The sequence below is a fragment of the Lelliottia nimipressuralis genome (genome assembly GCF_004115925.1).
Taxonomy (GTDB): domain Bacteria; phylum Pseudomonadota; class Gammaproteobacteria; order Enterobacterales; family Enterobacteriaceae; genus Enterobacter; species Enterobacter nimipressuralis.
Genome location: NZ_SDDX01000008.1, coordinates 21,722 through 45,605 on the forward strand (window position 1 = coordinate 21,722; position 23,884 = coordinate 45,605).

The 23,884-nt window shown below is 50.3% G+C and carries 25 protein-coding genes and 1 other RNA gene; 14 read left to right on the top strand and 12 right to left on the bottom strand.

What is annotated here, in order from left to right; genetic code table 11:
• Positions 1-17: 17 nt before the first annotated feature.
• On the bottom strand, positions 18-611 hold the full coding sequence (gene grpE / locus ETG88_RS06480) for a nucleotide exchange factor GrpE (RefSeq protein ID WP_142503618.1): 594 nt from the start codon (positions 609-611) through the stop codon (positions 18-20).
• Between the two features lie 121 nt (positions 612-732).
• Here grpE and nadK point away from each other — a divergent pair, with 121 nt between their 5' ends.
• The 3 genes from nadK to bamE all read left to right on the top strand — a co-directional run bounded on the left by nadK (position 733) and on the right by bamE (position 3,838).
• The gene (gene nadK / locus ETG88_RS06485) at positions 733-1,611 is read left to right on the top strand and encodes an NAD(+) kinase (RefSeq protein ID WP_015960089.1); all 879 of its coding nucleotides are present in this window, start codon (positions 733-735) and stop codon (positions 1,609-1,611) included.
• Positions 1,612-1,696: 85 nt separating this feature from the next.
• The gene (gene recN, locus ETG88_RS06490) at positions 1,697-3,358 is read left to right on the top strand and encodes a DNA repair protein RecN (RefSeq protein WP_129034987.1); all 1,662 of its coding nucleotides are present in this window, start codon (positions 1,697-1,699) and stop codon (positions 3,356-3,358) included.
• 138 nt (positions 3,359-3,496) lie between these two features.
• Positions 3,497-3,838 carry an outer membrane protein assembly factor BamE gene (bamE, locus tag ETG88_RS06500; RefSeq protein ID WP_100779241.1) on the top strand — a complete coding sequence of 114 codons (342 nt, stop codon included), beginning with the start codon at positions 3,497-3,499 and terminating at the stop codon, positions 3,836-3,838.
• Between the two features lie 63 nt (positions 3,839-3,901).
• Here bamE and ETG88_RS06505 read toward each other — a convergent pair whose 3' ends face one another.
• Together ETG88_RS06505 and ETG88_RS06510 are read right to left on the bottom strand one after the other, a co-directional pair.
• Positions 3,902-4,189, bottom strand: a complete 288-nt coding sequence (locus tag ETG88_RS06505; protein ID WP_100779240.1) for an RnfH family protein — start codon at positions 4,187-4,189, stop codon at positions 3,902-3,904.
• Positions 4,179-4,616 carry a type II toxin-antitoxin system RatA family toxin gene (locus tag ETG88_RS06510; protein ID WP_198520732.1) on the bottom strand — a complete coding sequence of 146 codons (438 nt, stop codon included), beginning with the start codon at positions 4,614-4,616 and terminating at the stop codon, positions 4,179-4,181. The genes ETG88_RS06505 and ETG88_RS06510 overlap by 11 nt, the downstream gene beginning before the upstream one ends.
• Positions 4,617-4,778: 162 nt before the next feature.
• Between ETG88_RS06510 and smpB the strand changes: the two genes are divergently transcribed.
• Positions 4,779-5,261 (top strand): SsrA-binding protein SmpB, encoded by a 483-nt coding sequence (gene smpB, locus ETG88_RS06515; protein WP_095282985.1) that lies wholly within the window; start codon positions 4,779-4,781, stop codon positions 5,259-5,261.
• A gap of 99 nt (positions 5,262-5,360) precedes the next feature.
• Positions 5,361-5,723, top strand: a transfer-messenger RNA (tmRNA) gene (ssrA, locus tag ETG88_RS06520).
• A gap of 260 nt (positions 5,724-5,983) precedes the next feature.
• Here the strand turns inward: ssrA and ETG88_RS06525 are convergent.
• From ETG88_RS06525 to ETG88_RS06535, 3 genes are read right to left on the bottom strand one after another with little or no spacing between them, the layout of a single operon-like run.
• Positions 5,984-6,694 carry an ArsR/SmtB family transcription factor gene (locus ETG88_RS06525; protein ID WP_129034988.1) on the bottom strand — a complete coding sequence of 237 codons (711 nt, stop codon included), beginning with the start codon at positions 6,692-6,694 and terminating at the stop codon, positions 5,984-5,986.
• Complete coding sequence (locus ETG88_RS06530; protein WP_129034989.1) at positions 6,691-7,083, bottom strand: amino acid-binding protein; 393 nt, start codon at positions 7,081-7,083, stop codon at positions 6,691-6,693. Before ETG88_RS06530 ends, ETG88_RS06525 begins: the two co-directional genes overlap by 4 nt.
• Positions 7,076-7,411, bottom strand: a complete 336-nt coding sequence (locus ETG88_RS06535; RefSeq protein WP_129034990.1) for an antibiotic biosynthesis monooxygenase family protein — start codon at positions 7,409-7,411, stop codon at positions 7,076-7,078. The genes ETG88_RS06530 and ETG88_RS06535 overlap by 8 nt, the downstream gene beginning before the upstream one ends.
• 241 nt (positions 7,412-7,652) lie before the next feature.
• On the opposite strand from ETG88_RS06535, the gene ETG88_RS06540 reads away from it, so the two are divergent.
• The 6 genes from ETG88_RS06540 (at position 7,653) to ETG88_RS06565 (ending at position 14,745) form a co-directional block, all read left to right on the top strand.
• Positions 7,653-8,636, top strand: coding sequence for a DUF1852 domain-containing protein (locus ETG88_RS06540; RefSeq protein WP_129034991.1), 984 nt, complete (start codon positions 7,653-7,655; stop codon positions 8,634-8,636).
• Between the two features lie 30 nt (positions 8,637-8,666).
• On the top strand, positions 8,667-9,698 hold the full coding sequence (locus ETG88_RS06545; RefSeq protein WP_100779234.1) for a methionine synthase: 1,032 nt from the start codon (positions 8,667-8,669) through the stop codon (positions 9,696-9,698).
• A gap of 265 nt (positions 9,699-9,963) precedes the next feature.
• Entirely contained in the window at positions 9,964-10,659 is a 696-nt protein-coding gene (locus tag ETG88_RS06550) for a fimbrial biogenesis chaperone (protein ID WP_164971773.1), read from the top strand.
• 102 nt (positions 10,660-10,761) lie between these two features.
• Positions 10,762-11,343, top strand: a complete 582-nt coding sequence (locus tag ETG88_RS06555; protein ID WP_129034993.1) for a fimbrial protein — start codon at positions 10,762-10,764, stop codon at positions 11,341-11,343.
• 103 nt (positions 11,344-11,446) lie between these two features.
• Positions 11,447-13,879, top strand: a complete 2,433-nt coding sequence (locus tag ETG88_RS06560) for a fimbria/pilus outer membrane usher protein (RefSeq protein ID WP_129034994.1) — start codon at positions 11,447-11,449, stop codon at positions 13,877-13,879.
• Positions 13,870-14,745, top strand: a complete 876-nt coding sequence (locus tag ETG88_RS06565; RefSeq protein WP_129034995.1) for a hypothetical protein — start codon at positions 13,870-13,872, stop codon at positions 14,743-14,745. Before ETG88_RS06560 ends, ETG88_RS06565 begins: the two co-directional genes overlap by 10 nt.
• On the opposite strand, the gene ETG88_RS06570 is transcribed toward ETG88_RS06565, so the two are convergent.
• A complete protein-coding gene (locus ETG88_RS06570) occupies positions 14,720-15,748 on the bottom strand; it encodes an HD-GYP domain-containing protein (protein ID WP_252152559.1) in 1,029 nt (342 codons plus the stop codon). The genes ETG88_RS06565 and ETG88_RS06570 overlap by 26 nt on opposite strands.
• Before the next feature lie 375 nt (positions 15,749-16,123).
• Between ETG88_RS06570 and ETG88_RS06575 the strand changes: the two genes are divergently transcribed.
• The 3 genes from ETG88_RS06575 (at position 16,124) to ETG88_RS22265 (ending at position 17,860) form a co-directional block, all read left to right on the top strand.
• Positions 16,124-16,894, top strand: a complete 771-nt coding sequence (locus ETG88_RS06575; protein WP_129034997.1) for a winged helix-turn-helix domain-containing protein — start codon at positions 16,124-16,126, stop codon at positions 16,892-16,894.
• The gene (locus tag ETG88_RS06580; protein ID WP_129034998.1) at positions 16,891-17,376 is read left to right on the top strand and encodes a FidL-like protein; all 486 of its coding nucleotides are present in this window, start codon (positions 16,891-16,893) and stop codon (positions 17,374-17,376) included. Before ETG88_RS06575 ends, ETG88_RS06580 begins: the two co-directional genes overlap by 4 nt.
• A gap of 322 nt (positions 17,377-17,698) precedes the next feature.
• Positions 17,699-17,860 (top strand): hypothetical protein, encoded by a 162-nt coding sequence (locus ETG88_RS22265; protein WP_164971774.1) that lies wholly within the window; start codon positions 17,699-17,701, stop codon positions 17,858-17,860.
• Between the two features lie 377 nt (positions 17,861-18,237).
• Here ETG88_RS22265 and ETG88_RS06585 read toward each other — a convergent pair whose 3' ends face one another.
• The 5 genes from ETG88_RS06585 to ETG88_RS06605 are packed head-to-tail and all read right to left on the bottom strand — an operon-like array spanning position 18,238 to position 23,862.
• Positions 18,238-19,323, bottom strand: coding sequence for a fimbrial protein (locus ETG88_RS06585; RefSeq protein WP_129034999.1), 1,086 nt, complete (start codon positions 19,321-19,323; stop codon positions 18,238-18,240).
• 17 nt (positions 19,324-19,340) lie between these two features.
• Entirely contained in the window at positions 19,341-20,015 is a 675-nt protein-coding gene (locus tag ETG88_RS06590; RefSeq protein WP_164971775.1) for a fimbrial biogenesis chaperone, read from the bottom strand.
• 50 nt (positions 20,016-20,065) lie between these two features.
• Positions 20,066-20,578 (bottom strand): fimbrial protein, encoded by a 513-nt coding sequence (locus tag ETG88_RS06595; protein WP_129035001.1) that lies wholly within the window; start codon positions 20,576-20,578, stop codon positions 20,066-20,068.
• A gap of 25 nt (positions 20,579-20,603) precedes the next feature.
• The gene (locus tag ETG88_RS06600; protein ID WP_129035002.1) at positions 20,604-21,143 is read right to left on the bottom strand and encodes a fimbrial protein; all 540 of its coding nucleotides are present in this window, start codon (positions 21,141-21,143) and stop codon (positions 20,604-20,606) included.
• 37 nt (positions 21,144-21,180) lie between these two features.
• On the bottom strand, positions 21,181-23,862 hold the full coding sequence (locus ETG88_RS06605) for a fimbria/pilus outer membrane usher protein (RefSeq protein WP_129035003.1): 2,682 nt from the start codon (positions 23,860-23,862) through the stop codon (positions 21,181-21,183).
• Between the last annotated feature and the right edge of the window lie 22 nt (positions 23,863-23,884).

The following is a 23,884-nucleotide window of genomic DNA, read 5'->3' on the forward strand; positions in this document are numbered from 1 at the left end:
GGCACTAGAGAGGCAAATTATGCCTTCGCTTTCGCGACAGTGACCATCGCAGCACGAATAGTACGACCGTTCAGCGTATAGCCTTTCTGCATCACAGCCAGCACGTTGCCAGCAGTTACATCTTCAGATTCAACCATCGCAATCGCCTGGTGGACGTTAGGGTCCAGCGCTACGTTGGTATCCGCAACCACTTCAACACCGAACTTACGCACCACGTCGAGCATGGATTTCAGCGTCAGCTCAAGGCCTTCGACCATCGCCGCCATGTCCGGGTTAGCTTTATCAGCCACTTCCAGCGCACGATCCAGGCTATCAATCACCGGCAGCAGCTCGTTGACGAATTTCTCCAGCGCGAACTTATGCGCCTTTTCCACGTCCAGCTCGGTACGGCGACGCAGGTTTTCCATTTCCGCTTTGATACGCAGCACGCTTTCGCGCTCACGATTCTGGGCTTCAGTTAACTGAGCTTCCAGATTCGCAATTTTTTCATCGCGCGGATCCACCTGCTCAGCAGAAGCATCCGGCTCTACAGCCTCAACTTCTTCGTGCTGTTCCATGATAATTTCTTCCGGGGCTTGCCCCTCAGGCGTTTTCTGTTCTTTACTACTCATGAATTTCTCCGCGTTTTTCTGCATTCATCTCGCTAACTTCGCTTATTATGGGGATCAGTTTCCGGGATTCAAGGGAACAAAGCATATTGTCACCATCAATCGGCACAAGGACCTCCAGAAAATGAATAATCATTTCAAGTGTATTGGGATTGTCGGACATCCACGTCACCCTACGGCGCTGACGACACATGAAATGTTGTATCGCTGGCTGTGCGCAAAAGGCTACGAAGTGATGGTGGAGCAGCAAATTGCGCAGGAATTGCAGCTCAAAAATGTAAAGACCGGCACGCTGGCGGAGATTGGCCAGCAGGCGGATCTCGCTGTAGTCGTCGGCGGTGACGGCAATATGCTCGGCGCGGCTCGCACTCTTGCACGCTACGATATCAAAGTTATAGGTATCAACCGCGGTAACCTGGGCTTCCTGACCGACCTCGATCCCGACAACGCCCATCAGCAGTTAGCCGACGTTCTGGACGGCCATTACATCAGCGAAAAACGCTTTTTGCTCGAAGCGCAGGTGTGCCAGCAGGATTGCCAGAAACGGATCAGCACGGCCATCAACGAAGTGGTACTGCATCCGGGAAAAGTCGCCCATATGATTGAATTCGAAGTCTATATCGATGAAGTCTTCGCCTTCTCCCAGCGCTCTGACGGGCTAATCATCTCGACGCCAACCGGCTCGACCGCCTATTCCCTCTCCGCTGGCGGGCCTATTCTGACCCCCTCGCTGGATGCTATCACGCTGGTGCCGATGTTCCCGCATACCCTTTCGGCCCGCCCACTGGTTATCAACAGCAGCAGCACCATCCGCCTGCGCTTCTCGCACCGCCGCAACGATCTTGAAATCAGCTGCGACAGCCAGATCGCGTTACCGATACAGGAAGGCGAAGACGTGTTAATTCGCCGCTGTGACTACCACCTGAACCTGATACATCCGAAAGACTACAGCTATTTCAACACATTAAGTTCTAAGCTCGGTTGGTCAAAAAAATTGTTCTAAATTTGCATCCAGCACTTTACTGGATAAAAAACCAGTTTATACTGTATGAAAACACAGTTATGGTTTTTCATACAGGAAAACAATTATGCTGGCACAACTGACCATCAGCAACTTTGCCATTGTTCGTGAGCTTGAGATCGACTTCCAGAGCGGAATGACGGCCATTACCGGTGAAACCGGTGCAGGTAAATCTATTGCCATTGATGCGCTCGGCTTGTGTCTCGGCGGTCGCGCAGAAGGCGACATCGTGCGCACCGGCGCTAGCCGCGCCGATCTCTGCGCGCGCTTTTCCTTAAAAGATACCCCTGCCGCGCTGCGCTGGCTTGAAGTCAATCAACTCGAAGATGGACGTGAGTGTTTACTTCGCCGGGTCATCAGCAGCGATGGCCGCTCTCGCGGCTTTATCAACGGGACTGCGGTTCCCCTTTCTCAGCTGCGTGAGCTGGGCCAGCTATTGATTCAAATTCATGGCCAGCACGCGCATCAGCAGCTCATTAAACCGGAACAGCAAAAAGCCCTGCTTGATGGCTATGCCGGTGAGTACGCGCTCACTCAGTTGATGGCTGAACACTATCGTCAGTGGCATCAAAGCTGCCGCGAACTGGCACAGCATCAGCAGCAAAGTCAGGAGCGCGCCGCGCGCGCCGAACTGCTGAACTATCAGTTGAAGGAACTCAACGAATTCAACCCGCAGCCGGGTGAGTTTGAGCAGATCGACGAAGAGTACAAACGGCTCGCCAACAGCGGGCATTTAATCTCGACCAGCCAGCAAGCGCTGAATCTTCTGGCTGATGGCGAAGATACCAACCTGCAAAGCCAGCTCTACACCGTGCGCCAACAGATTACCGAACTGGTCGGTCTCGACAGCAAGCTGTCTGGCGTGCTCGACATGCTGGAAGAGGCGGCGATTCAAATTTCAGAAGCCGGTGAAGAGCTGCGTCACTATTGTGAGCGCCTGGATCTCGACCCTAACCGCTTATTCGAGCTGGAGCAGCGCATCTCCCGGCAGATCTCCCTGGCACGTAAACACTACGTCACACCGGAAGAGCTGCCGAACTATCACCAGTCGTTGCTGGATGAACAGCAGCAGCTCGACGATCAGGCCGACTCGCTCGAAACACTGTCCCTGGCGGTGAATGTCCATCATCAGGAGGCGCTGGCCACGGCGAAGCAGCTTCACGATGTTCGCCAGCATTATGCTCTGGAGTTAGGTCAGCACATCACGGACAGCATGCATGCGCTGTCTATGCCACACGGTGTCTTCACCATCGACGTGAAATTTGAAGTCAATCATCTCACGGCCGAAGGGGCAGACCGCATTGAGTTCCGCGTGACCACCAACCCAGGCCAGCCTTTACAGGCCATTTCCAAGGTCGCCTCTGGTGGGGAACTCTCGCGCATCGCTCTGGCAATTCAGGTGATCACGGCGCGTAAAATGGAAACCCCGGCGCTGATCTTCGATGAAGTGGACGTGGGTATCAGTGGCCCGACCGCCGCCATCGTTGGCAAATTGTTACGTCAGTTAGGTGAATCCACTCAGGTTATGTGTGTCACCCACCTGCCGCAGGTAGCCGGTTGTGGGCATCACCATTTCTATGTCTGCAAAGAAACAGACGGTGAAATGACGGAAACGCATATGCACCCGCTGGATAAAAAGGCGCGCCTGCAGGAGCTGGCACGTCTGCTTGGCGGTAGTGAAGTGACGCGCAATACGCTGGCGAATGCGAAAGAACTGCTGGCTGCATAAACTTTTTCGGGATCTCAGGGTCATACAGAACAACAAAAACGCCGTCAGACCGGTTTCAAAGTGGGGCAAGGTCTATTATCATCGGCATATAACATATGAGCCGCGTATTGCTCGGGCCCGAAAAGGAATCAAATCACTATGCGCTGTAAAACGCTGACCGCTGTCGCAGCGGTTCTTCTGATGTTGACCGCAGGTTGTTCCACTCTGGAGCGAGTGGTTTACCGTCCTGACATCAACCAGGGGAACTACCTCACACCTAACGATGTGTCTAAAGTTCGTGTCGGTATGACACAACAGCAGGTCGCTTATGCACTGGGAACCCCGATGATGTCCGATCCGTTCGGCACTAACACCTGGTTCTATGTCTTCCGCCAGCAGCCTGGCCATGAAGGCGTTACGCAGCAGACGCTGACCCTGACCTTCAACAGCAGCGGTGTGTTAACCAACATTGATAACAAACCGGCGCTTACCAAACAGTAAGGTCTCAGAAATGCAAAAAGGTGCTCACTGAGCACCTTTTTTGTATCTTAACGTCGCTTCGCCCTACTTCCCGGCCTTCTCCGCCCGCTGACGGCGCAGCTCTTTCGGATCGGCAATCAGCGGTCGATAAATCTCAACGCGATCGCCATCACTCACAACATCTGCAAGTTTGACCGGACGACTGTAGATACCGACTTTATTCTTCGACAGATCAATATCGCTGCGCAGTTCCAGCAGACCAGAGGCGCGAATCGCTTCTTCAACGGTTGCCCCTTCGTCCAGTTTCACCCGCTGCAGGTATTGTTTTTCCGGCAGGGCGTAAGCCACTTCCACCGTGATTTTAGGCGACACTGTAAACCTCTTTGGCGCGCACGGTGAATGCCTGAACCATATTGGAGGCCAGCTCTTTAAAGATGCGGCCAAACGCCAGTTCAATCAGCTTATTGGTGAACTCGAAATCCAGATGAAACTCGATGCGACAAGCATCAGCGCTCAGTGGCGTAAACTTCCAGCCACCCATCAGGGTTTTGAACGGCCCATCCACCAGTTGCATCAAAATACTTTGATTGTTGGTCAGCGTATTACGGGTCGTGAACGTTTTGCTGATCCCCGCTTTCGACACATCCACGGCGGCAGTCATCTGCGTCGGGCCAGCATCCAGCACCCGGCTACCGGTACATCCCGGAATAAACTGCGGATAGGACTGGACGTCATTCACTAACTGGTACATTTGTTCCACGCTGTAGGGCACAAGCGCAGTACGGCTAATCTGAGGCATAGCATTTTCCATGGTCACACAACGGACAAATAATAACATTTATCCCCTGTTAAAAAAACGCTAAGCCTTATCTCGTGCTAAGATAGCGCGTTGGACCTCACAGGATGCAATCGCAATGAGGTTACTTTTTGAACTCAGATTACCTATGGCTTCACGACACTTATGACGAAGAAAAAAGCACATAAACCTGGCTCGGCAACCATTGCGCTGAACAAGCGTGCCCGCCATGAGTACTTCATTGAAGAAGAATTCGAAGCTGGCCTTGCGTTGCAGGGCTGGGAAGTCAAATCCCTGCGCGCAGGTAAAGCCAACATCAGCGACAGCTATGTGATTCTGATTGATGGCGAAGCCTTCCTGTTTGGCGCAAACTTTACGCCGCTGGCCGTCGCCTCTTCACACTACGTTTGCGACCCGACGCGCACGCGTAAACTGCTGCTCAATCAGCGCGAACTGGCTTCACTTTTTGGCCGCATTAACCGCGAAGGTTACACCGTCGTCGCCCTGTCTCTGTACTGGAAAAATGCCTGGTGCAAAGTGAAAATCGGCGTGGCGAAGGGTAAAAAACAGCATGACAAACGTGATGACGTGAAAGACCGTGAATGGCAGGTCGACAAAGCGCGTATCATGAAGCACGCAGGCCGTTAATTTCTGCCTGAATTTTGTACTTTTCACACTGATTTAAGAACTTATCGTTCCACGCTGGCATCACCGATGCCAGTTCTGGTATACTGGGTTCAACACATTGGGGCTGATTCTGGATTCGACGGGATTTGCGAAACCCAAGGTGCATGCCGAGGGGCGGTTTGCCTCGTAAAAAGCCGCAAAAAAATAGTCGCAAACGACGAAAACTACGCTTTAGCAGCTTAATAACCTGCTAAGAGCCCTCTCTCCCTAGCCTCCGCTCTTAGGACGGGGATCAAGAGAGGTCAAACCCAAAAGAGATCGCATGGATGTCCTGCCTGGGGCTGAAGTGTTAAAACTAATCAGGCTAGTCTGGTAGTGGCGTGTCTGTCCGCAGGTGCCAGGCGAATGTAAAGACTGACTAAGCATGTAGTACCGAGGATGTAGGAATTTCGGACGGGGGTTCAAATCCCCCCAGCTCCACCAAAATTCTCCATCGGTGATTACCAGAGTCATCCGATGAAGTCCTAAGAGCCCGCACGGCGCAAGCCCTGCGGGCTTTTTTGTGCCTGCAATTTGTCCTGCGAAGTCCGAAGAGAACGAATTAAATCCGAACCTTTAGGCCCAATCAGCCTTGTCGTCCCCCTATCTCCAATCCTGTCTTATCCCCATCGCGCAAAAAGACAAATCCTGCGATACCCATAAACGCCCCCCGCGTCACTCCATCCTGAATCTCCAGGTTGGTGCTAATCCAGATCCAAACTAAACAGACGACTCAGAGCGGTCTTGCCGCTGCGAGTTACGGTCACTTCGCGATAGCCCTGGGTGTGGGTGATCCACTTTTTCTGCAGTAACAGCGTCATGAGTGCCTGCCCCGCATCTCCGCCCAGATGAAAACGTCTTTCGCTCCAGTCGAGGCATGGGCAGCAAGGCTTGCGGCGCGGACGCGGATCAAGCACTGCGCCAATACGTTGAAAATGCGCTTTCCCGGCGGGCGTCAGCGCATTGCCGTCAGCCTCAATCCAGTGGTTATGGAGCATAAAATCATAGATTTTTACCGCCAGTTCGCCGGCCAAATGGTCATAACAGGTTCGGGCGTAACGCAAAACGACCGGCGTAGTCGGGGTAAAAGCAGTCTGGCTGCGCATGGAAACGCTCATGAGGTTTTCCAGCAGCCCCGCGATGTGATGGCCCGCCAGACTGTAATAGCGGTGGCGTCCCTGCGTCAGGCAAATCACCAGCCCGTTGCTGAGAAGCCGGGCAAGATGCCCGCTGGTGGTGGAGGCAGCGATGCCCGCCACCGCACTGAGTTCCGTGGCTGTCCACGCGCGCCCGTCCATCAGGGCGCACAAAATAGTGACCCGTGACGGGTCAGAGATAGCGGAAGCGACCAGTGACATGGATTGTTCAAGAGACGCATCCGGCTCACTGTCGTGTTCGTTGTGAAGAACTTTCATGCAGCGTGTATTGCCCATTTTTGGGTGACTTCAGCCGCCCGGATATCGTCATCCGTGAGCAGAATAAGCCGGTTATCGTGATCGCTGTACTGTACCAGAATGCGAATGCCATTCTGTGCCAAAGTATCCGCGATTTCTCCCAGCTCGCCCGGCTGCTTCTGGGGTAATTTCCTTATCAGCGGGCGCGACAATTTTCTCACATTAAAGCCTGCGTCAGTCAGAACCTGGCGGGCTTTTTCGCCGTCTTCTATCAGAAAATGCGCATGCCCGCCGTCCGGAGTGGTAAATACTCCACCACCTTCCAGCCCGACACCGTTAAGACCAAGCACGCGTCCGAAGGAAGCCAGCGAATATGAAGTATTATCGAGCACAACGTGAATGTCATACATGTTGTTGCGCTCCTTTGCTCAAAGATGTCTCGGACGAATAATCACGAAATACCTGGGCCACGCGTATTCTGTAGTATGAAAAAATCGACTGTTTGCCCTCTTTCTGGGCTGCCAGATGCATCATATTTTGCTTCCATCCGGCGACCGCCTCCTCATCTTCCCACCATGATAACGAGAGAATTTTTCCGGGTGTGCTCAGGCTCTGGAACCGTTCAATGGAGATAAATCCCGCTGTGTCCGACAACAACGGCTTCAGTTCTGCTGCCAGTTCAAGATAGCGCTCACGCGCTTCGGGTAGTGCGTCTGCCTCAAAAAGTACTGCGATCATCTTGCTGCCCTCTCATGAATTTCACTCAGCGTATTGCCGGTAAAAAGGGGATGCTTCGGCCAGCGCCGAAGTATCCCGGTGATGCGCAGGCAGGATCATGAATTTGTCTCATGTTTGGTGAATTTAAATCACTGTTTTTCACTCAATGACTCAGGCATAAAAGATACATCGCGATGTATCCATAAAAATTCAAAGACTACTGAAATATCATTAATTTTCAGCAGCCAGGACACCTGAAAAAATGAAAAAAGACATTACATTCACGCTTAAGACAATTCGTTTTGACGAAGATTATAACCCTTCGAAAAATACGCGTATTACCACTAACTTTGCCAATCTGGCCAGAGGTGAGAAACGTCAGGAAAACCTGCGCAATACCCTGGCGATGATCGATAACCGCTTTAATTCTCTGGCACAATGGGACAACCCTACGAGTGACCGCTACACCGTTGAGCTGGACATCATAACGGCTCAGCTGAATATCAAGGGCGAGGGAGTGTCCGACGCCTTCCCGGTAATTGAAATTTTAAAAACCAGTATTCTTGATAAAAAAACCAATCAGCGCTTTGAAGGCATTTTGGGGAATAACTTTTCCTCGTATGTGCGCGATTATGATTTCAGCGTGGTATTGCCAGAACATAATAAAGACAAAGCAGGATTTAGCCTGCCGGATAATTTTGGCGTATTACACGGTGATATATTTAAACGCTTCATTAGTTCTGATACTTACAAAGCGCACTTCAGTAAAACACCGGTTATCTGCCTGAGTGTGTCGAGCAAAAACACCTATTATCGCACCGGTACTCAGCACCCGGTTTTGGGCATCGAATATCAGCAGGATGCCCCTTCCCTGACGGATGACTACTTCGCCAAAATGGGATTGCGCGCCCGCTACTTCATGCCTGAAAACAGCGTTGCGCCGTTGGCGTTTTACTTCAGTGGCGATTTACTCAGCGATTACACCGATCTTGAGCTGATCAGCACCATCAGTACGATGGAGACTTTCCAGAAGATTTATCGCCCTGAAATTTACAATGCTAATTCCCGCGCGGGAAAACAGTATCAACCAAGTTTGAATTTCCAGGATTATTCATTAACCCGCATTGTTTATGACCGGGAAGAACGTAGCCAGCTGGCTGTTGAGCAAGGGAAATTTACCGAAGAACAATTTATAAAACCTTATCAGTCTGTTCTTAAACAATGGTCTGCTGAACCCGTTATCTGATTTATCCATAAAAATATAAGGTCACCTGTGATGAAAAAATTATTACCCACATCGACTGCGGGCAGTTTGCCCAAGCCTTCCTGGATTGCGCAGCCAGAGACACTCTGGTCGCCGTGGAAGCTGGAAGGTCAGGAATTAGTTGACGGCAAACTCGATGCCCTGCGTTTATGTCTGGAAGATCAGCAGCAGGCAGGCATTGATATCGTCAGTGACGGCGAGCAAACGCGCCAGCACTTCGTCACAACATTTATCGAGCATCTCGAGGGCGTGGATTTCGAGAAGCGTGAGATCGTGAAGATCCGCAACCGCTATGATGCGAGTGTGCCGACCGTCGTGGGTCCGGTGAGCCGCAAGAAATCCGTTTTCGTTGAAGATGCGAAGTTCCTGCGCAAGCAAACCACCCAACCGATCAAATGGGCCCTGCCGGGACCGATGACCATGATCGACACGCTGTATGACAATCACTATAAAAGCCGCGAAAAGCTCGCCTGGGAATTCGCTAAAATTCTCAATGAAGAAGCGAAAGAATTAGAGGCGGTGGGCATCGATATTATCCAGTTTGATGAGCCGGCCTTTAACGTCTTCTTCGATGAAGTGAACGACTGGGGTATAGCCACATTAGAAAGAGCCATTGAAGGGCTGAAGTGTGAAACGGCTGTCCATATCTGCTACGGCTACGGCATTAAAGCCAACACAGACTGGAAAAAAACGCTGGGCACTGAGTGGAGACAGTACGAAGAGATTTTCCCGAAACTGCAAAAATCGAATATCGATATTATTTCTCTGGAGTGCCATCACTCGCATGTTCCGATGGAGCTGATGGAGCTTATTCGCGGCAAAAAGGTGATGGTCGGCGCCATCGACGTGGCTACCAATACAATTGAGACGCCGGAAGAAGTCGCTGCTACGCTTCGAAAAGCGCTGCAGTATGTTGATGCCGACAAACTTTATCCGTGCACCAACTGCGGCATGATCCCGCTGCCGCGTGGCGTCGCGCGAGGCAAGCTGGATGCATTAAGCGCCGGTGCAGAAATCGTGCGCAGAGAATTGCAGGCGAAATAACGTCGCCGGAGAGCACAAAGCTTAAAAAAACTGTCTGAGTTGAGCGATCCCACAGTCGCCAACTCACCCCTCCCAATATCTCTTTTTACCTCAAGTTTTCAAAACGCCTCCCTTGCTTCACATTCTCTTTTATTCATTTTCATTTTCGCAACACTACTATCTCTATCTAACCGCTATTTATGTTTCGTTTACACCCGGAAATTATACTCGTCGCATCAGAGTGTAACACTCCTTAATGAAATCCATTTTATTTGCGGAAAATACAATGATCGTCAAAAAAGCCGTCAGGCTCTCAGTTGCTGCATTGATATATATTGCGCCCTTTTTATCTCATGCATCCCTGGTGCTCGATGAAACACGGGTGATTTATCCGCAAAGCGCTTCGCAAGTCTCCGTCAAAGTGGATAACCCTACCGATCTTAATTTCCTGGCGCAGGCATGGATTGAAGATGAAAATGCGCAGGAGGAAGAACGGTTCACGGTCTATCCGCCGTTATCTAAAATCAATGCAAACACCACCAGCACCCTGCGCATTGAGAAGATTGACAGTGAGAAATTGCCCACTGACCGGGAAACCATGATGTGGCTGAATATTAAGGAGATCCCACAGCATCAAGTGTCGAAAGGTCCGCAACTGGTGGTGGCGTTTAAAACCCGAATAAAGATTTTCTATCGCCCTAAAAGTATCGATCCTGAGTTACATGAAAGCTTTACCAGGATGACATGGCGCGCGATGCCCGGCAAAGTCATTGTCACCAACCCGACGCCTTATCATATAACCTTTAATAAAGTCTGGGATGGCCCGATTACTAATAAAGATAATGAACTGACAGCGAATATGGTTGCCCCTTTTTCCACATTAACGATACCTGTCCCTGGGGGGAAAACAGTTCACTCAATCTATTATGATATTATCAATGATTTTGGCGGGTTATCAGAAATACAACACATCTCTTTATAATCGCCGTTACGTTTAAATCATCCCTGTTATTAACGTAATCACTTCCCATTTGGGAAGTGTTTCCCCCTGCTTTACATAAATAAGAAAGTAAATAAGGAAATAATGATGTTTACAAAAAATAAAGTTGTATGCGCCGTCGCATTATCGCTGTTGCCGTTTATGAATAGCGCCATGGCCGATGACCCTGCTGGATCGTCTATTGAGATCCAGTTCAGCGGACAGGTAAAAGCCCCAACCTGTACCATCGATGACAGCACCACCGTACATTCCGTGACGTTGCCTGAAATCAAGCTGGATAAAATTGCCGCGCTTTCCACCGGCGACGCCACCGCGGATCAGCAGCAGAGATTCCAGCTGAATGTAGACTGCGCTTCTAAGGCCACTTCGGACGATATCACGCTGACCATCGAAGGCCAGAGCAACAACGATACGCCTGAGGTTCTCACCAATACCAGCACCGACAATGACAGTGCGCAGGGCGTTGGCTTTGAGCTGTTCACCGAAAGCAATGCAAGCTCTCCTTTACTGGTTAACGGTGGGGAAGTGCCTGCAGGGGATTACATGGATCGTCTGAACGGGGGTAACGGCAACATTAATTTCATCGTGGAATACGCGAAACAGGGTGAGACCGTGACAGCTGGAAAAGTCACATCAAGCGCCGCTTTCGCCTTCACCTACAAGTAACCGTTGCCGTTATTAAGAGAGCTTGCGGAAATAGCGTCTGGCACATCTCATCCTTCACCGTCAGTCGTTACCGGGCCATCAGGCCCGGATCCCGCCATTGATCATGAAAATCACCCCACGTTATCTCATTCTTTTCATGGTATCCGCAGGCCATCACGGCCAGACACTCGGCGAAGACTTTGATCTGTCACTGATGGAAAAAATGGATAATCTGCGTGGAGTCGACACCTCGGTATTACTCAAAGGCAGCCAGACGCTGGCGGGAGATTATCCGGTCACGCTGGTGCTCAATAATGAAAGCGTCGGTCAGATAACGCAGCCTTTTCGCCTGACGCAAGGTGCTGTGCAGCCGGTGTTTACGGCCAAACAACTTAACACCCTGGGCATTATCGTTGACCGTTCCCCTGAAGGTGAGCACCCGCTGGCCGCATTTGTCGATAAGGCAGCCGTCGTTTACGACGCAGGGGGTGAAAAACTTTCCCTGACGGTACCCCAGGCGCGGCTGAATCAAAGCTCCGGTGATATTGCCCCGCAGGAGAGCTGGCGTCCCGGGCTAACTGCCGCTCGCATCAATTACAATTTCAGCTTGCAGCGCACCACCGGCAGCCAGGGCCAGAGCAGCAGCATCAGTTCCACGCTCAACAACGGCCTGAATCTGGGGCACTGGCGGCTGCGCAATGACGGGTATTTTCGTTATCAGCACGGTGAGAGTGCCCGCTACGAGAGCAGTGCCAATTATCTCACCCGCGATATCGCCCGCTTAAAAAGTACATTTCGCGGCGGCGATTTCTTCACCAATGGCAAAATATTCTCTTCCGTATCGATGCGCGGCATGACGGTGTACTCCAGTGACGAGATGCGTCCTGATAATCAGCGGTTTTTCATGCCGGCCATCAGCGGCACCGCGCGAACCAATGCCACAATCGTGATCCGACAGAACGGTTTTGTTATTGATGAGCGCCGCCTCACACCCGGTCCCTTTGTCATCAGAGATTTGCACAGTGCCAGTAGTTCCGGTGATTTCGATATTACCGTCACTGAGACCGACGGCAGCGTTCAGCATTTCACCCAGGCTTTCAATTCCATTGCCGCACTGCTGCCACCGGGGGTGTTCAACTATGAACTGTCAGGTGGCCGCTACCGTAGCAGCGGCGCGGGATCGCTCTCCCCTGCAATTTATCAGGCCAGCGTTTTTTACGGATTCAATAACACATTCACCCTGCTCGCCGGGCAGCAACTGGCCAGCGGCAAGGCATTTCGGTATCAGAACAGCGGCGGCGGGATAGCGGCAAACGTACCGGTACTTGGCGGTGTGTCGGCACTGCTCAAGCACAGCGAAGTCAGCACTACGCCGGATGCCGGGTCCTGGCAGGGAAAACAGCTTGAAACGCTGTTCGTGCGTAATGTCAATCAGACCCAAAGCGCGCTGAGCCTGAGCTGGAAACACAAGTACAACCCGGACTATCAGGAAGTCAGTGACGCCATCAACACAGCACAACATCACGCCACGGGTCAGCGCTACCATGACCAGTACAACGTACAGCTGGATCAGAGTCTTGATGAGCTGAACCTGATGCTGCGTTACACGCAAGACCGGACCTGGGCCGGTCTTCATCGGCACAGTTCCCGCCTCGGGATGAGTATGAGCCGCTGGCAGTCTCAGTTTCAGATTTACTACACCCATCAGCGGGATCTGCAGGGCAGCGTGGATAACAGCCTGACCTTTAACGTCCAGATCCCGCTCGGGACCTCGCAAAACCATCGCGCCGGATTTAATACGCTGAGTGGTTCTCACGGCAGCAGCCAGCAAACGGCCTCTCTGAATGGCAGCTTCCTTGACGACAATCAGCTGAATTACGACCTTAGTCTTTCCTCGCAGAGTGGCAACACCTCGTCAAATATGTCCGGTGCCTACAGTGGTTCAGCCGGCATTGTCAGCGCCGGTTTTTCGCAGGGCGAAGGCTATCAGCAGACCCTTCTGGGATTACAGGGTGGCGTTATCGCGCATCATCACGGCATCACACTCAGCCAGCCGCTGGGTGATACCGTCGTGCTGGTGCATACACCGAAAACTGGCGGTCTAAAAATTGAAAACAATCAGAATCTCTATACCGACCACTGGGGGAATGCCGTTATTCCTTATGCCGTGCCTTACCGCGAGAACAATGTCGGGCTGGACCCCAACTCCCTGAATAAGCATATCGATGTCCCTGCCAGTGTGGAAAAAGTCGTCCCTACGAAGGGGGCCATTATCGAGGCAGAGTTCCACGTCACTCGCCATGACCGCCGTTTCGCCAGGATTCTCGACGCTCACCGGCAACCGCTGCCGTTTGGCACAGAGATTGAGGATGCGAACCACGCCGAAATGGGCGTCGGGGGCGCTGCCGGGGTGCTGCTTGCTGACTTCACACACCGTCGCTGGCCGCTCACGGCCCGGCTGCACGGCCAAGTGCTTTGCCATATTGCCTCACCGGATACACCAACAATCTCATCACCTTCAGACACTTCAACGTTGTGGAAATTATCATGCCTGTAACCTTACGCACTGCCCTGCTATCTCTGCCCTTGTGTTTCCTGTCGGCGGCGTTTTGTCCTGCTCATGCCGCGACGGAAAACCTGTTGATGCTTAAAGGCGGCGCCCTGTCGGTCAAACAAGTGCAGGCTGACGGCACTCTGCTCGCCACCTGGCCTGCCAGTACATTCAGCCGCGCAAAACTGCCGGGCGGGGATCTGCAAATCTCCATCGCACAATCTGAATGGAATAAAGATCGCGGAATTTATCAGAGCGGTATTCCCGGTATTGGCTTTAGTTTTTGTACTGCAGATGGCGCGACATGCCTGCAAAACGGCAAAACCATTTCAGGTGACAGGCTAAGAAGTGAGATGGGGAATTTCGCGATCCGGTTGTTTAAAATCGGGAATGTCACAGCCGGTGATTTTACGTTGCCCGCCCTGCTGACAATAAGCAGTCAGGGGACACCGGCGCTGGTGCTCGGGCTGAATGCGCTAAAACTTAACGTCAGCCAGTGTAGTGTCACTCGCGAAAACCTGCGGGTGAGATTCCCGGATGCTACGCTGAGTAAAAAGAACGCGCTTTCAACAGTCGGTTTTCATCTGCCCGTGATCTGCAAAAATGCGGCGGATTACGACAACATCAGCATCTATTTTAGTTTTAGCGGTCAGCGGGTGGATGCCCGGCATATTGCAACCAGTCTGCCGGGCATCGCCCTGAGTGTAAAAAATGAGGCGGGCAGATACGTTGATTTCAGCGCAGCGGCCAATGACCCAAACGCCCGTTTTCATGATACGGGCTATGTTGCTCAGCTGGTCCGCAATCCGCGCGAGCAGGCGCAGGCCGGAGAATTTGATGTCAGCATCACGGCTGAAGTAGAGATGCGGTGAACATGGCCTCTTCAGCAGCTAAAACATTCGCGTGCAGTGCGCCGACCACGTCAGGATCAAGGCCGCCATGTTCAGCACGCTCCTGCAGGATGCGCAGGCATTTCTCTGGCGGAAGCGGCGTTTTGTAAGAACGAGGTTCACGTAAGGCTGCGTAACAATCGGCGACCGAAATGATGCGCGGCCCCAGATCCAACTGCGTCCCGCCCAGGCGGAAAGGATAGCCCTCGCCGTCCGGCCTTTCGTGGTGAAAACTGGCCATCCGCGCAATGTCATGCATCCCAGGAATGCGGGACAGAATTTCCCAGGTCAACTGTGGATGAATTTGGATCTGTCGCCGTTCAAAATCGGTCAGCGTCTGGACTTTCGTCAGCAGCGCGGCAGGCACTCCGAGTTTACCGGTGTCGTGCAGAAGCCCGGCGATGCGGACATGGGCAATGCCTCTTTGGGAAAATCCGTACAATTTCGCCAGACAGGCGGCAAGGCCGGAAACCATAAAGGAGTGTTGCCTGGCCGAACGGCAATGCCGGTCGACTACACACGCCAGCAGCGAGGAAAGTTGAGTCAGTTCGTCATCGCTAAGCCCCCTTGGCGAAAACGGGGTAAAGGAGCAGGGATTATTGATAAGCGTTGTTGAAGCCAGTTCGCTCCAGAACTCCCGCTCCAGCCCGACTTCGCGTAACGCCAGTACATCGTCGAGCAGATAGCGTGAACCGATGGAGTCACATATCGTTTCGACGGCATGAGCCGGATACTGCCCGCGTGGAAATTCATGCAGGGCCAGCAGATCCAGATTATCGGCCAGATCCAGCAGGCAGCTTTCTGAATATTGTTGCCTTCTACCCGCGATCAGTGCGGCGCTATCGGCCAGCAGAGGGATTTTAGCCATATGACCGGCGCAATTCACCGGAGCATGAGCGCCGCGGCTCAGGTCGCGCAGCAGCGCGGCAACGAACAGGCGTTGCTGTGCCTGCTGACTCAAGCTCCGCTGACGAGCAATGTTCATCACAATATAGGCTCGCCGCACGCCGCGGGGACCGCTTTCAGGGTTTATCAAGTCGAGGAAAGATGAAAACCCAATGAGAAAATCAGTAAAGGTGATCTCCACAAACCACTCCTGCGCAATAAAGAATGCAGGCAGGAAACCGCGTTTTCGCATGACAGACAATTTAATTACCCGATGGGGGTATATATAGATTTTTATTTTTATAGAACAGGCACACGCAACATAAAAATTCACTTTTAGGCCAATGAGGCTAAGAGTTTTACATATCCCCGGTTCAGATCCGGCAGGCAGAAATTAGCCTGTATACTCATACTCTGAAGCGTTTTTGAATGACGACAAGATTCGAGTGACTTTACTCATTTCGATCAGGGCAAGATGAAATATCTTATTGATAATGCGATAGAATTCAATTCAGACGATGGCACACTGTATTATCCCGCCAGTCAGGATGTGATTAAACTTCCCCTTCCGGCAGCACGTCTACTGGAAGAATTTCTGGCCTCAGAAGGCCGCGACCTGACGCGGGAATACCTGCTTGAAACGGTCTGGGATAATCACGGCCTGCACGCCTCCGGTAATAACCTTAACCAGTACGTGAGTATATTGCGGCGTAACCTTGCGCTGCTGGAGTGTCATGAACTGATCGTCACGTTGCCAAAAGTCGGCTTCAAGCTCAATACGGCGGTCAAGGTGGTTCTCATGGAGAATGCGTCGCCACAGATACCGCCCGCACAGGTCACACCCGCGAACACGGTAACGCCCGTGCAGACGTCCTCTCCAGCCCGGCACTGGGGCGTAATTTTACTGGGCATTATCGTGCTTGCCGGGATTATTTCTGCCCTGTGGGCTTATTCTACGTCTAACAATGACATGACCGTGATCCTGCAACCCGATACCGGATGTGAAGTCATTTATCTTAAGGATATTGCGGATGACGAAAAAGGTGCAGTCCTGCATCGCGTCGATAATCTCCTTAAAGCGAATAATTTGCAGTGCGGCAAAAATCAGGTGCTTATCTATAACGTCGAAGAGTCCTATTCCTCCCAAAATAGCCCCAGAACCTTATTGTCGATGTGTTCAGTTGGGAAGAGTAACGAGATCGTTTCCTGCGATAATTTTTACCATTACAAATGGATTAAACCATGATGATAAAAAAATGGCGTGTAGCAGCCCTTGGGGGGATTTGTGCCGTCATTGCGGCATTTGCATTTGTGCCTTCTGGCAAGGCTATTCCAACTCTGAAATGCAAAGCATTCTCTACTGTCAAGATGGATGTGGAGAACGGACAACTGGTATTTTCCATCGTGGAAAGTCTGCAGTTTTACGATAAAGACAAGGGCATTATTCAGTATGAAGGATATGTAAAATCCCCCAAAGGCAGCACTTATCTGGAACGCACTGTTTATCTCACGCAGGGCGTAGAAGTTGATAACAAGACTTATCATTTCACCATAGATAAAGTAACCCCCTCTCCCCTTGATGTCACGCCAGACGCTGACTTCGACCAGATGTGGCTGGAGATTACGGGTGACAATGCCTCTTTAAACCTCGGCGTGAGACAGATCCGCGATAAGACCTATGTGATCAGCAGCCCCTATTCGCCGCAATTCGTTTGTGTCACGTACTGAGTGGAAATTGTGGGTTAGATTAATTACCTATTAACCACCATTAATAAAGAACAAAAACCTATTTATGCTCTCATTCGACATATAAATTGATGGCAGTGGGGGTGAGGGTGTTTTATTGCCACTCTAACGCCGCCATGGGCCGCCAGACCTACGGTCTTAATATCGACGGAAACTTTGCGAAGAAGACCAAATAGAGTCGCCAGATTGGCGGTACGGGTGAAGGTTTACTAAGAGATTTTTAATTGGGTATTTATCTCGTGCTCAGCGCATACATTCCAGTATTTCGGCCACACGCCTTTATTTAATTTTCAGGGTTATCAAAATGAAAGCTTTATTACGTCTGCTCGTTTCCACCACATTATTATGTTCTCTGACCGGCTGCGTGATGGCTGGCCCCCACGGTCATCACCATGAACCACATCATGATCAACCGCATCATCACCAGCTGATGCCATCAAAACACGGCCATCATCACGGCTGGTGATCGCAAGCTCACCAGCGTGTGTAGAAAGGGTTTTACGGTTAAAAACAGTCTCTTCTTTTGAGCGGAAAAAATACCGACACTGATCCTTTCACTGGCTTAAATCCGCTATCTACATTCCAGCCGGAACTCTGGAGTGAGGTATGCGTTTATTAATGTCGGGGGAAAAGGCGTAAGGCGCTAAAAGGCGGTGTTACTCCCGACCGGTGCGAAAATCTCTCTCGCACCGGGCCAGACTGCCGGCATTCCCGCTCTGTTGGCTGCTGATAAAACGGCCTTCGGCTATGCCCGGCGTTATCGCGGGTTACACGGCCAGCATTTCCCTTTCACTTGAGAATCACACACTCATTCTTCTGCGCTGCCATGCCGGTTTCGTTTTTTTACTGTATATCCACTGTAACCGTCACCTGGGAATTGAATATCCCTGTTTCTGGCACATTGCCAGTCGAGTTAATCGGATAAAGCTGCATCGCACTGGTACCGGTTTGGTTGTTGTAGTTAAAGTTTACCGGGATCTCGCCCCCCTTAGGGCTGATCGGATTGTTTGAGGTATCGTCCAGGCGAATGGCGATATCTTTGTTGTCTGTTTTTACAGCCGTTGAGTCAGTCGTATCCGGCGTAGCATTAAATTCAAGGCTCACGTCTACGCCATTAGCAATGTTTGAACATTTTATTGAAAAATCGACTCTCTTTTTAGAGAACCCGGTTGGAGGCTGCCCTTTGGTGTTAAACGCATTTTGCGCAATATTACCGAAATCGATATTGATAATGTCACCCTCATTTATAACACAGGATTGAGGCACGGTAACGACTCCTGACATGGTGACTTCCGCTACATTCCTTGCAGCATAAGAACCTTTGGTGGTCGTGGCATAAAGTCTGGCCAGATAAGTTATGGGAATGATATGCTTGCCGACAAACGGACGTCTGATATAGAGCTTTACGTTCCCCTTACTTCCAGTATAAAATTTTGTATCTTTATTCATTATATTACCATGAGATACATTATTAGGAATGTCGTTAAAAGGAACGGTATAATAATTATCCTTATCCCCATCACCATCATATACCATGATTACAGTTTGATATTCGATGTTGTTATCAAGAATAAACCATTGGCTCGCATGCCCAACAGGTGCCCCCCAGGCATCCGCCTTGAAATAAAAAGTCGGCCCTGACTGATCCGTATCACATTGGGCTGTATAATAGTCGCCTAAATCCCACTCATACACGACAGGGGTCTCACCTGTTTTATTATCCGCCGGTGACGTAATCGTTCTATTGTAGCTGAAAGAAAATTCCTTTGTAGGGTTCGAGTGGCCACCCGTCGTACCAGGGGTGCAACGACCAGTCCCTGCTGCCGAAGCAGAACCACAAAATAATGCAGTACAGACACCCGCCAGCAGCCCTAAAATAATCACAGCCGGTGAAACTGAAGATTTATATTTCAACATAACATTACTCACAGATTAATCAGTTGTGTTTAAATTTGCGTGGAAAAAAGTTCACTTTTCGCACCATAGTCATTAATTGTCATCCATGACAGAACGCCGTGGAGATCAACGCCGGATAACGTGAAGTTAACGGATGAAAAAGGTGCAATTACCTTCACATCATTTAATATCGTCTCATTCAGTTTCACAGAGTAAAAACTGATGTAATAGGGCGTCGGATTCGCTACAGACAGCGTATTTTGCTGTAATGACCACTTCAGTTTGTTACTGATATCGCTTGCAGGTTCGTCCAGCCCCTTAGGGCGATAAATTAATTTTATTCTGGTTTTAACGGCAAGCTCGACCGTCCCCGCTTTTTTTTCGGCTAACGGGATAGCTTTAACACTTAACCAAAACAAGGATTCTTTATTATCCGGTAAAGATGATTGTGTTTTCATCACGCGTAAACTGCGCTGACTCTTTTTATTGATTTTGAAAAGTGGCGGTGTCAGCACAAACGGCACGGGGGTTTTATCGGCACCTTCTACCCACGCCTGAATAAGATAAATTTGTTGTTCCGTGTTTAATACATCTATAGCGGCAGATTTCTCGCGCGCGTCGTAAATGAGCCTTGTGCCACCTAGCGCAATTCCCGCGTTTGCGATCGCAGGGAATAAGGTAAAAATGATGAAAGTCATAAAAAAACTTTTTACTTTTTTGCGCATAGTCATACTTCTTGTTAAATGCTGAGCAGCATCCTGGATGCTGCCCAGCGTTATTGATAGGAGAAAGAGAGTTCGACTAATCCTGTCACAGAACCCGCGGTGGCACTCCCCTGCGGGGTAACCATTCGGGATTGCAAATCCAGTACGGCATCATGTGATGGGTTGACGGTAATCGTACGAGTGGCGCCATTCCGGACAATACTGCCGCCGGTGTCTTTGATTTCAATCGCCACATGAGAACTGCTTCCCATGTTTTTAAAGAAATCAGAGTTACTCTCGTCGGCTTCGCCCGTGAAGACGACAGAAACCGCTGTTGTCGTCACCGGGCACTCCGTCAATTTCAATGCAAAAGGCACCCAGCCTGTTGCATCCCCGCGATTACTCAGTTCGTTAGTATAAAAACTGCCCAGCGAAACATTACCATGTACCGTGTCTTCCGATAACGTACAGGGAGAGGCCACGATATTGGCAGATATATTCAATGCTGTTCCTTCATCGGCAAAGGCATTCGACTCCGATATAAGCAACAATGCAAAGAACGCCGTCACGATTGTTTTCACCATCCTTTGCTCACTTATCCGTAGCCGCTTAGCTATAGGTGAAGGTAACCTGCACAGCAGAACTTACCGCACCTGGCGCAACAGCACCTTTTTCGCTGTAGAGACGGGCTTTAACCGTAAAGCTGACGTTCCCACTACTTACCGCGACGTTGCCATAGCTGGAGCCGTTCTTCAGGAACGTTGTGCCGTCGGTTTTCGCCAGCTGCGTACTCACGGCTTTTGAACCCCCTGACGCTGCGTTGGCATAGCCATTCGCGTCGTTGGTATCCGCAGTACCGGCGAAGGTCGCATTGACCTTAGTGGTGACGCTTGGGCAGCCCGTCAGGTTAATCGTGTAGTTGGTCGACCATGGTGAAAAGCTTTTTGCAGCCGCAATGGTGTTTGCCTGAACCTCACCCAAAGGGATAGAAACGTTCTGTGAATCCGTCGACACGACGCAGGTTGGCGAAACGATATTCGCTTTTACGTTGATCGTGCTGTCAGCAGCAAAAGCGTTAGACCCCATTGCACCACTAAGAGCAATCGCCGACAGCGCGAACAACGCGATTTTTTTTCCATTCATGTTCATTTTTTTTTCCTTACTTACGTTGAGTTAATGTATGAAATTAGTGAACTTCACAAATTTCTTTAAGACTGATGATGTCAATTTCCGCCTGACTTTCGGGGATCTGGTAATTTACCGTACACGATTCCCCAACTCCTTTACCCCATTGCGCGAGAAGCGATCCCTTAGCCGGGAGTCCACTTAAATAAGCTTCGCCCGCTTCACCGACTAAACCTGCTGAAATTCCACCATCGTTGTTCTGGAGGGAAACAGAGGTACCAAAGGGCAAAAACTTTCCATTATTTTGTTTTATTTGCATCATTACGCGATAACCGATATGCGTAACGAATGACGCTTTAACTACGGCACCGCGTGTCGGCACGACATCTTTGGCGCTTTCATCTAATTCCACATTCTGTCGTAAACTTGTGGTATCAAGAGAAACCGTATTTCGACGATAAGGTGAAATATACGTCAGTACCGCGTAACCCTCTTCATCGGTATGGATGCCGTTGGTATTCTTTATTCTAGTATCACCTGACCCTGGCGCAGCAACTAAAGCCACTGTCTCGCCTAAGGGTTGAGAAAGCGTGATACCGCCACTATGAACAACGGCTCCACCTTTCAAGCCATAATTCAGGCGATTAGAATATTTGTTATAGCTATAGCCAACGTTCGCGTTACCATAACGCCCTTGATACATAATATTGGTATTGCCTGAACCGCCCTGGCCTTTATTGCCCTGGCTTTGACTCACACTGTAATTAAGGTTGTTATCATTCAGTAACGTGCCGCTTATACCCGCCTGCTGGGTGACTTGCCCATTACTGTCATGGGTCATGTTATAGGTTGCCCATGAGCCTTTCAGCCAGCGGTCTAAAGGTAACGATACACTCAGCGTAAATTGTTTATCACTATCCTGACCGGAGATATAGCTGTTATTAAACGCCAGATTATACGCAATACCGTTCCAGACATTGCTATAACCCCATTGCAACGTTTGTTCCTTTGAATCATCGCCCCAATAATCCTGTACACTGGCCGAAAAATAGAATGAACCCATCTCTTCCGGTAATGACTGGTTAATCGACCCTTCAATTTTGCTCCGCTTATGTGTACGTATATCAAATTTTGCGAGGCTGTTATCTTCATCATTAAGGTCAACAGACTCCTGAAGGGTATAGAAACCACTGGTGGAATAACGATAACCCAATAATCTAAAGTCGGTTCCGCTGTTCACAAATGATTTTGCAAACAGGAAACGATACGACTGCCCCTTCTCAGTGACACCATCAGGCAGATCTGTTTTTGCCTGTGTCACATCCAATGAAACGGCGCCAATTTCGCCTAAGTTACTCCCCACCCCGAGCGCCAGCGCAGCGTAGTTTTTACTTCCCTGCATACCGGTATACATCGTCAGGCCTTTTGCAAAGCCGTGAATCAACGTAAATTGCCCAAAGGTCGGCGTAGAACCGCCATAGCCGTCGCGGTATTCACCCGCCGTTACGCTATATTTCGTGCGCCCTTCACGCTGTAACACAGGTACTGACGCATATGGCTGGACAAAGGTTTGCAAACTTCCGTCGCTTTCCTTTACTTCCACCGTCAGATCGCCGCTGTTACCGCTGGGATAGAGATCCGAAATTTCGAATGCACCGGGTGACACATAGCTTTGATAGATAACGTATCCATTTTGGCTAATGGTGACCTGGGCGTTCGTTTTCGCGATGCCCCTGACGATGGGCGCAAACCCTTGCAGGCTGTCCGGTAGCATTTCATCGTCAGAAGCAATCTGGACGCCTCTGAACTGCTGGCCGTCAAAGATATCTGATGTGGAGAAACTATCCCCCATCACCAGCTGCGATTTTAGAAACACAATACTACGCTGCACGTAGTTATTGATGCTTTGCCACTTGCGTTCACCGTTGCTTTTATTCAGCGCGGAGTTGTTGCGATATCTCCACGGGCCGAGATTGAAACCGGAGCGTAGGTTCAGGTAATAGCTATTATCGCTGCTGTTACTTTCTGAGCCGGATTCCGAAGAGTCCGAAGAACTCGAGGAGAACGACGAACCATTATCTTTTTGCTTCTCGTTTGCGCCCGAAAAATCATAGTCGAGCAGCAGCGCGGTGATCCCATCGTCCCAGTTTTTAGGATCAACGTAGCCCCGGGCATTTTGTGCAATCAATGCCTGTGGGATGGTAATGAGCAATCGTTGTTGCCCAAAATCAAACTCAGATGTCGCGTCTTTTACGGTAAGCAACGTCAGTGAACATTCTGCTTTAGTGGCCGCTTCCTTTGGCTTGCCTTCAGCGGCATCGCTCTCGTCGTTCGATGCTTGCTCATCGGCCTTTTTCGGAAATTTCACCCCATAAGACTCAAGCTCCTCTTGCGTAAAGCAGGGAGTAAGGCCAACCGATTTCTCTTTATCAATATCCGTACCGTTCTGTGGCGTCGCGATAAACTCAACATAGCGGTGATCAACTTTGGCATCGTTGACAATAATATCAACCAGGTATCTCCCTGGTTGTTGACCGCCGTTGTCGGAAGCAAATGCCGACAGGTCGGCTACGTCGCCATCAACATGTTCAAGAAATGCTGGATTGAAATTAGCTTCGGCGTAACAGCCCTGCGAAAAAGCAGCCAGGACGATGCTACCCATAGCAAAATATCCAAATTTTTTCTTTTTATACGTATTTTTGAAAAAATTGTAATCCATTGTGGATATTTTAACGTGTGACATTCGCTATCTCTTGATCATGATT

What these genes read in the sequence shown, in the direction of transcription:
- grpE (WP_142503618.1), bottom strand. Translation starts at nt 611, where the DNA reads ATGAGTAGTAAAGAACAGAAAACGCCTGAGGGGCAAGCCCCGGAAGAA.
- nadK (WP_015960089.1), top strand. Translation starts at nt 733, where the DNA reads ATGAATAATCATTTCAAGTGTATTGGGATTGTCGGACATCCACGTCAC.
- recN (WP_129034987.1), top strand. Translation starts at nt 1,697, where the DNA reads ATGCTGGCACAACTGACCATCAGCAACTTTGCCATTGTTCGTGAGCTT.
- bamE (WP_100779241.1), top strand. Translation starts at nt 3,497, where the DNA reads ATGCGCTGTAAAACGCTGACCGCTGTCGCAGCGGTTCTTCTGATGTTG.
- ETG88_RS06510 (WP_198520732.1), bottom strand. Translation starts at nt 4,616, where the DNA reads ATGCCTCAGATTAGCCGTACTGCGCTTGTGCCCTACAGCGTGGAACAA.
- smpB (WP_095282985.1), top strand. Translation starts at nt 4,779, where the DNA reads ATGACGAAGAAAAAAGCACATAAACCTGGCTCGGCAACCATTGCGCTG.
- ETG88_RS06525 (WP_129034988.1), bottom strand. Translation starts at nt 6,694, where the DNA reads ATGAAAGTTCTTCACAACGAACACGACAGTGAGCCGGATGCGTCTCTT.
- ETG88_RS06530 (WP_129034989.1), bottom strand. Translation starts at nt 7,083, where the DNA reads ATGTATGACATTCACGTTGTGCTCGATAATACTTCATATTCGCTGGCT.
- ETG88_RS06535 (WP_129034990.1), bottom strand. Translation starts at nt 7,411, where the DNA reads ATGATCGCAGTACTTTTTGAGGCAGACGCACTACCCGAAGCGCGTGAG.
- ETG88_RS06540 (WP_129034991.1), top strand. Translation starts at nt 7,653, where the DNA reads ATGAAAAAAGACATTACATTCACGCTTAAGACAATTCGTTTTGACGAA.
- ETG88_RS06545 (WP_100779234.1), top strand. Translation starts at nt 8,667, where the DNA reads ATGAAAAAATTATTACCCACATCGACTGCGGGCAGTTTGCCCAAGCCT.
- ETG88_RS06550 (WP_164971773.1), top strand. Translation starts at nt 9,964, where the DNA reads ATGATCGTCAAAAAAGCCGTCAGGCTCTCAGTTGCTGCATTGATATAT.
- ETG88_RS06555 (WP_129034993.1), top strand. Translation starts at nt 10,762, where the DNA reads ATGATGTTTACAAAAAATAAAGTTGTATGCGCCGTCGCATTATCGCTG.
- ETG88_RS06560 (WP_129034994.1), top strand. Translation starts at nt 11,447, where the DNA reads ATGAAAATCACCCCACGTTATCTCATTCTTTTCATGGTATCCGCAGGC.
- ETG88_RS06565 (WP_129034995.1), top strand. Translation starts at nt 13,870, where the DNA reads ATGCCTGTAACCTTACGCACTGCCCTGCTATCTCTGCCCTTGTGTTTC.
- ETG88_RS06570 (WP_252152559.1), bottom strand. Translation starts at nt 15,748, where the DNA reads ATGAACATTGCTCGTCAGCGGAGCTTGAGTCAGCAGGCACAGCAACGC.
- ETG88_RS06575 (WP_129034997.1), top strand. Translation starts at nt 16,124, where the DNA reads ATGAAATATCTTATTGATAATGCGATAGAATTCAATTCAGACGATGGC.
- ETG88_RS06580 (WP_129034998.1), top strand. Translation starts at nt 16,891, where the DNA reads ATGATGATAAAAAAATGGCGTGTAGCAGCCCTTGGGGGGATTTGTGCC.
- ETG88_RS22265 (WP_164971774.1), top strand. Translation starts at nt 17,699, where the DNA reads ATGAAAGCTTTATTACGTCTGCTCGTTTCCACCACATTATTATGTTCT.
- ETG88_RS06590 (WP_164971775.1), bottom strand. Translation starts at nt 20,015, where the DNA reads ATGCGCAAAAAAGTAAAAAGTTTTTTTATGACTTTCATCATTTTTACC.
- ETG88_RS06595 (WP_129035001.1), bottom strand. Translation starts at nt 20,578, where the DNA reads ATGGTGAAAACAATCGTGACGGCGTTCTTTGCATTGTTGCTTATATCG.
- ETG88_RS06600 (WP_129035002.1), bottom strand. Translation starts at nt 21,143, where the DNA reads ATGAACATGAATGGAAAAAAAATCGCGTTGTTCGCGCTGTCGGCGATT.
- ETG88_RS06605 (WP_129035003.1), bottom strand. Translation starts at nt 23,862, where the DNA reads ATGTCACACGTTAAAATATCCACAATGGATTACAATTTTTTCAAAAAT.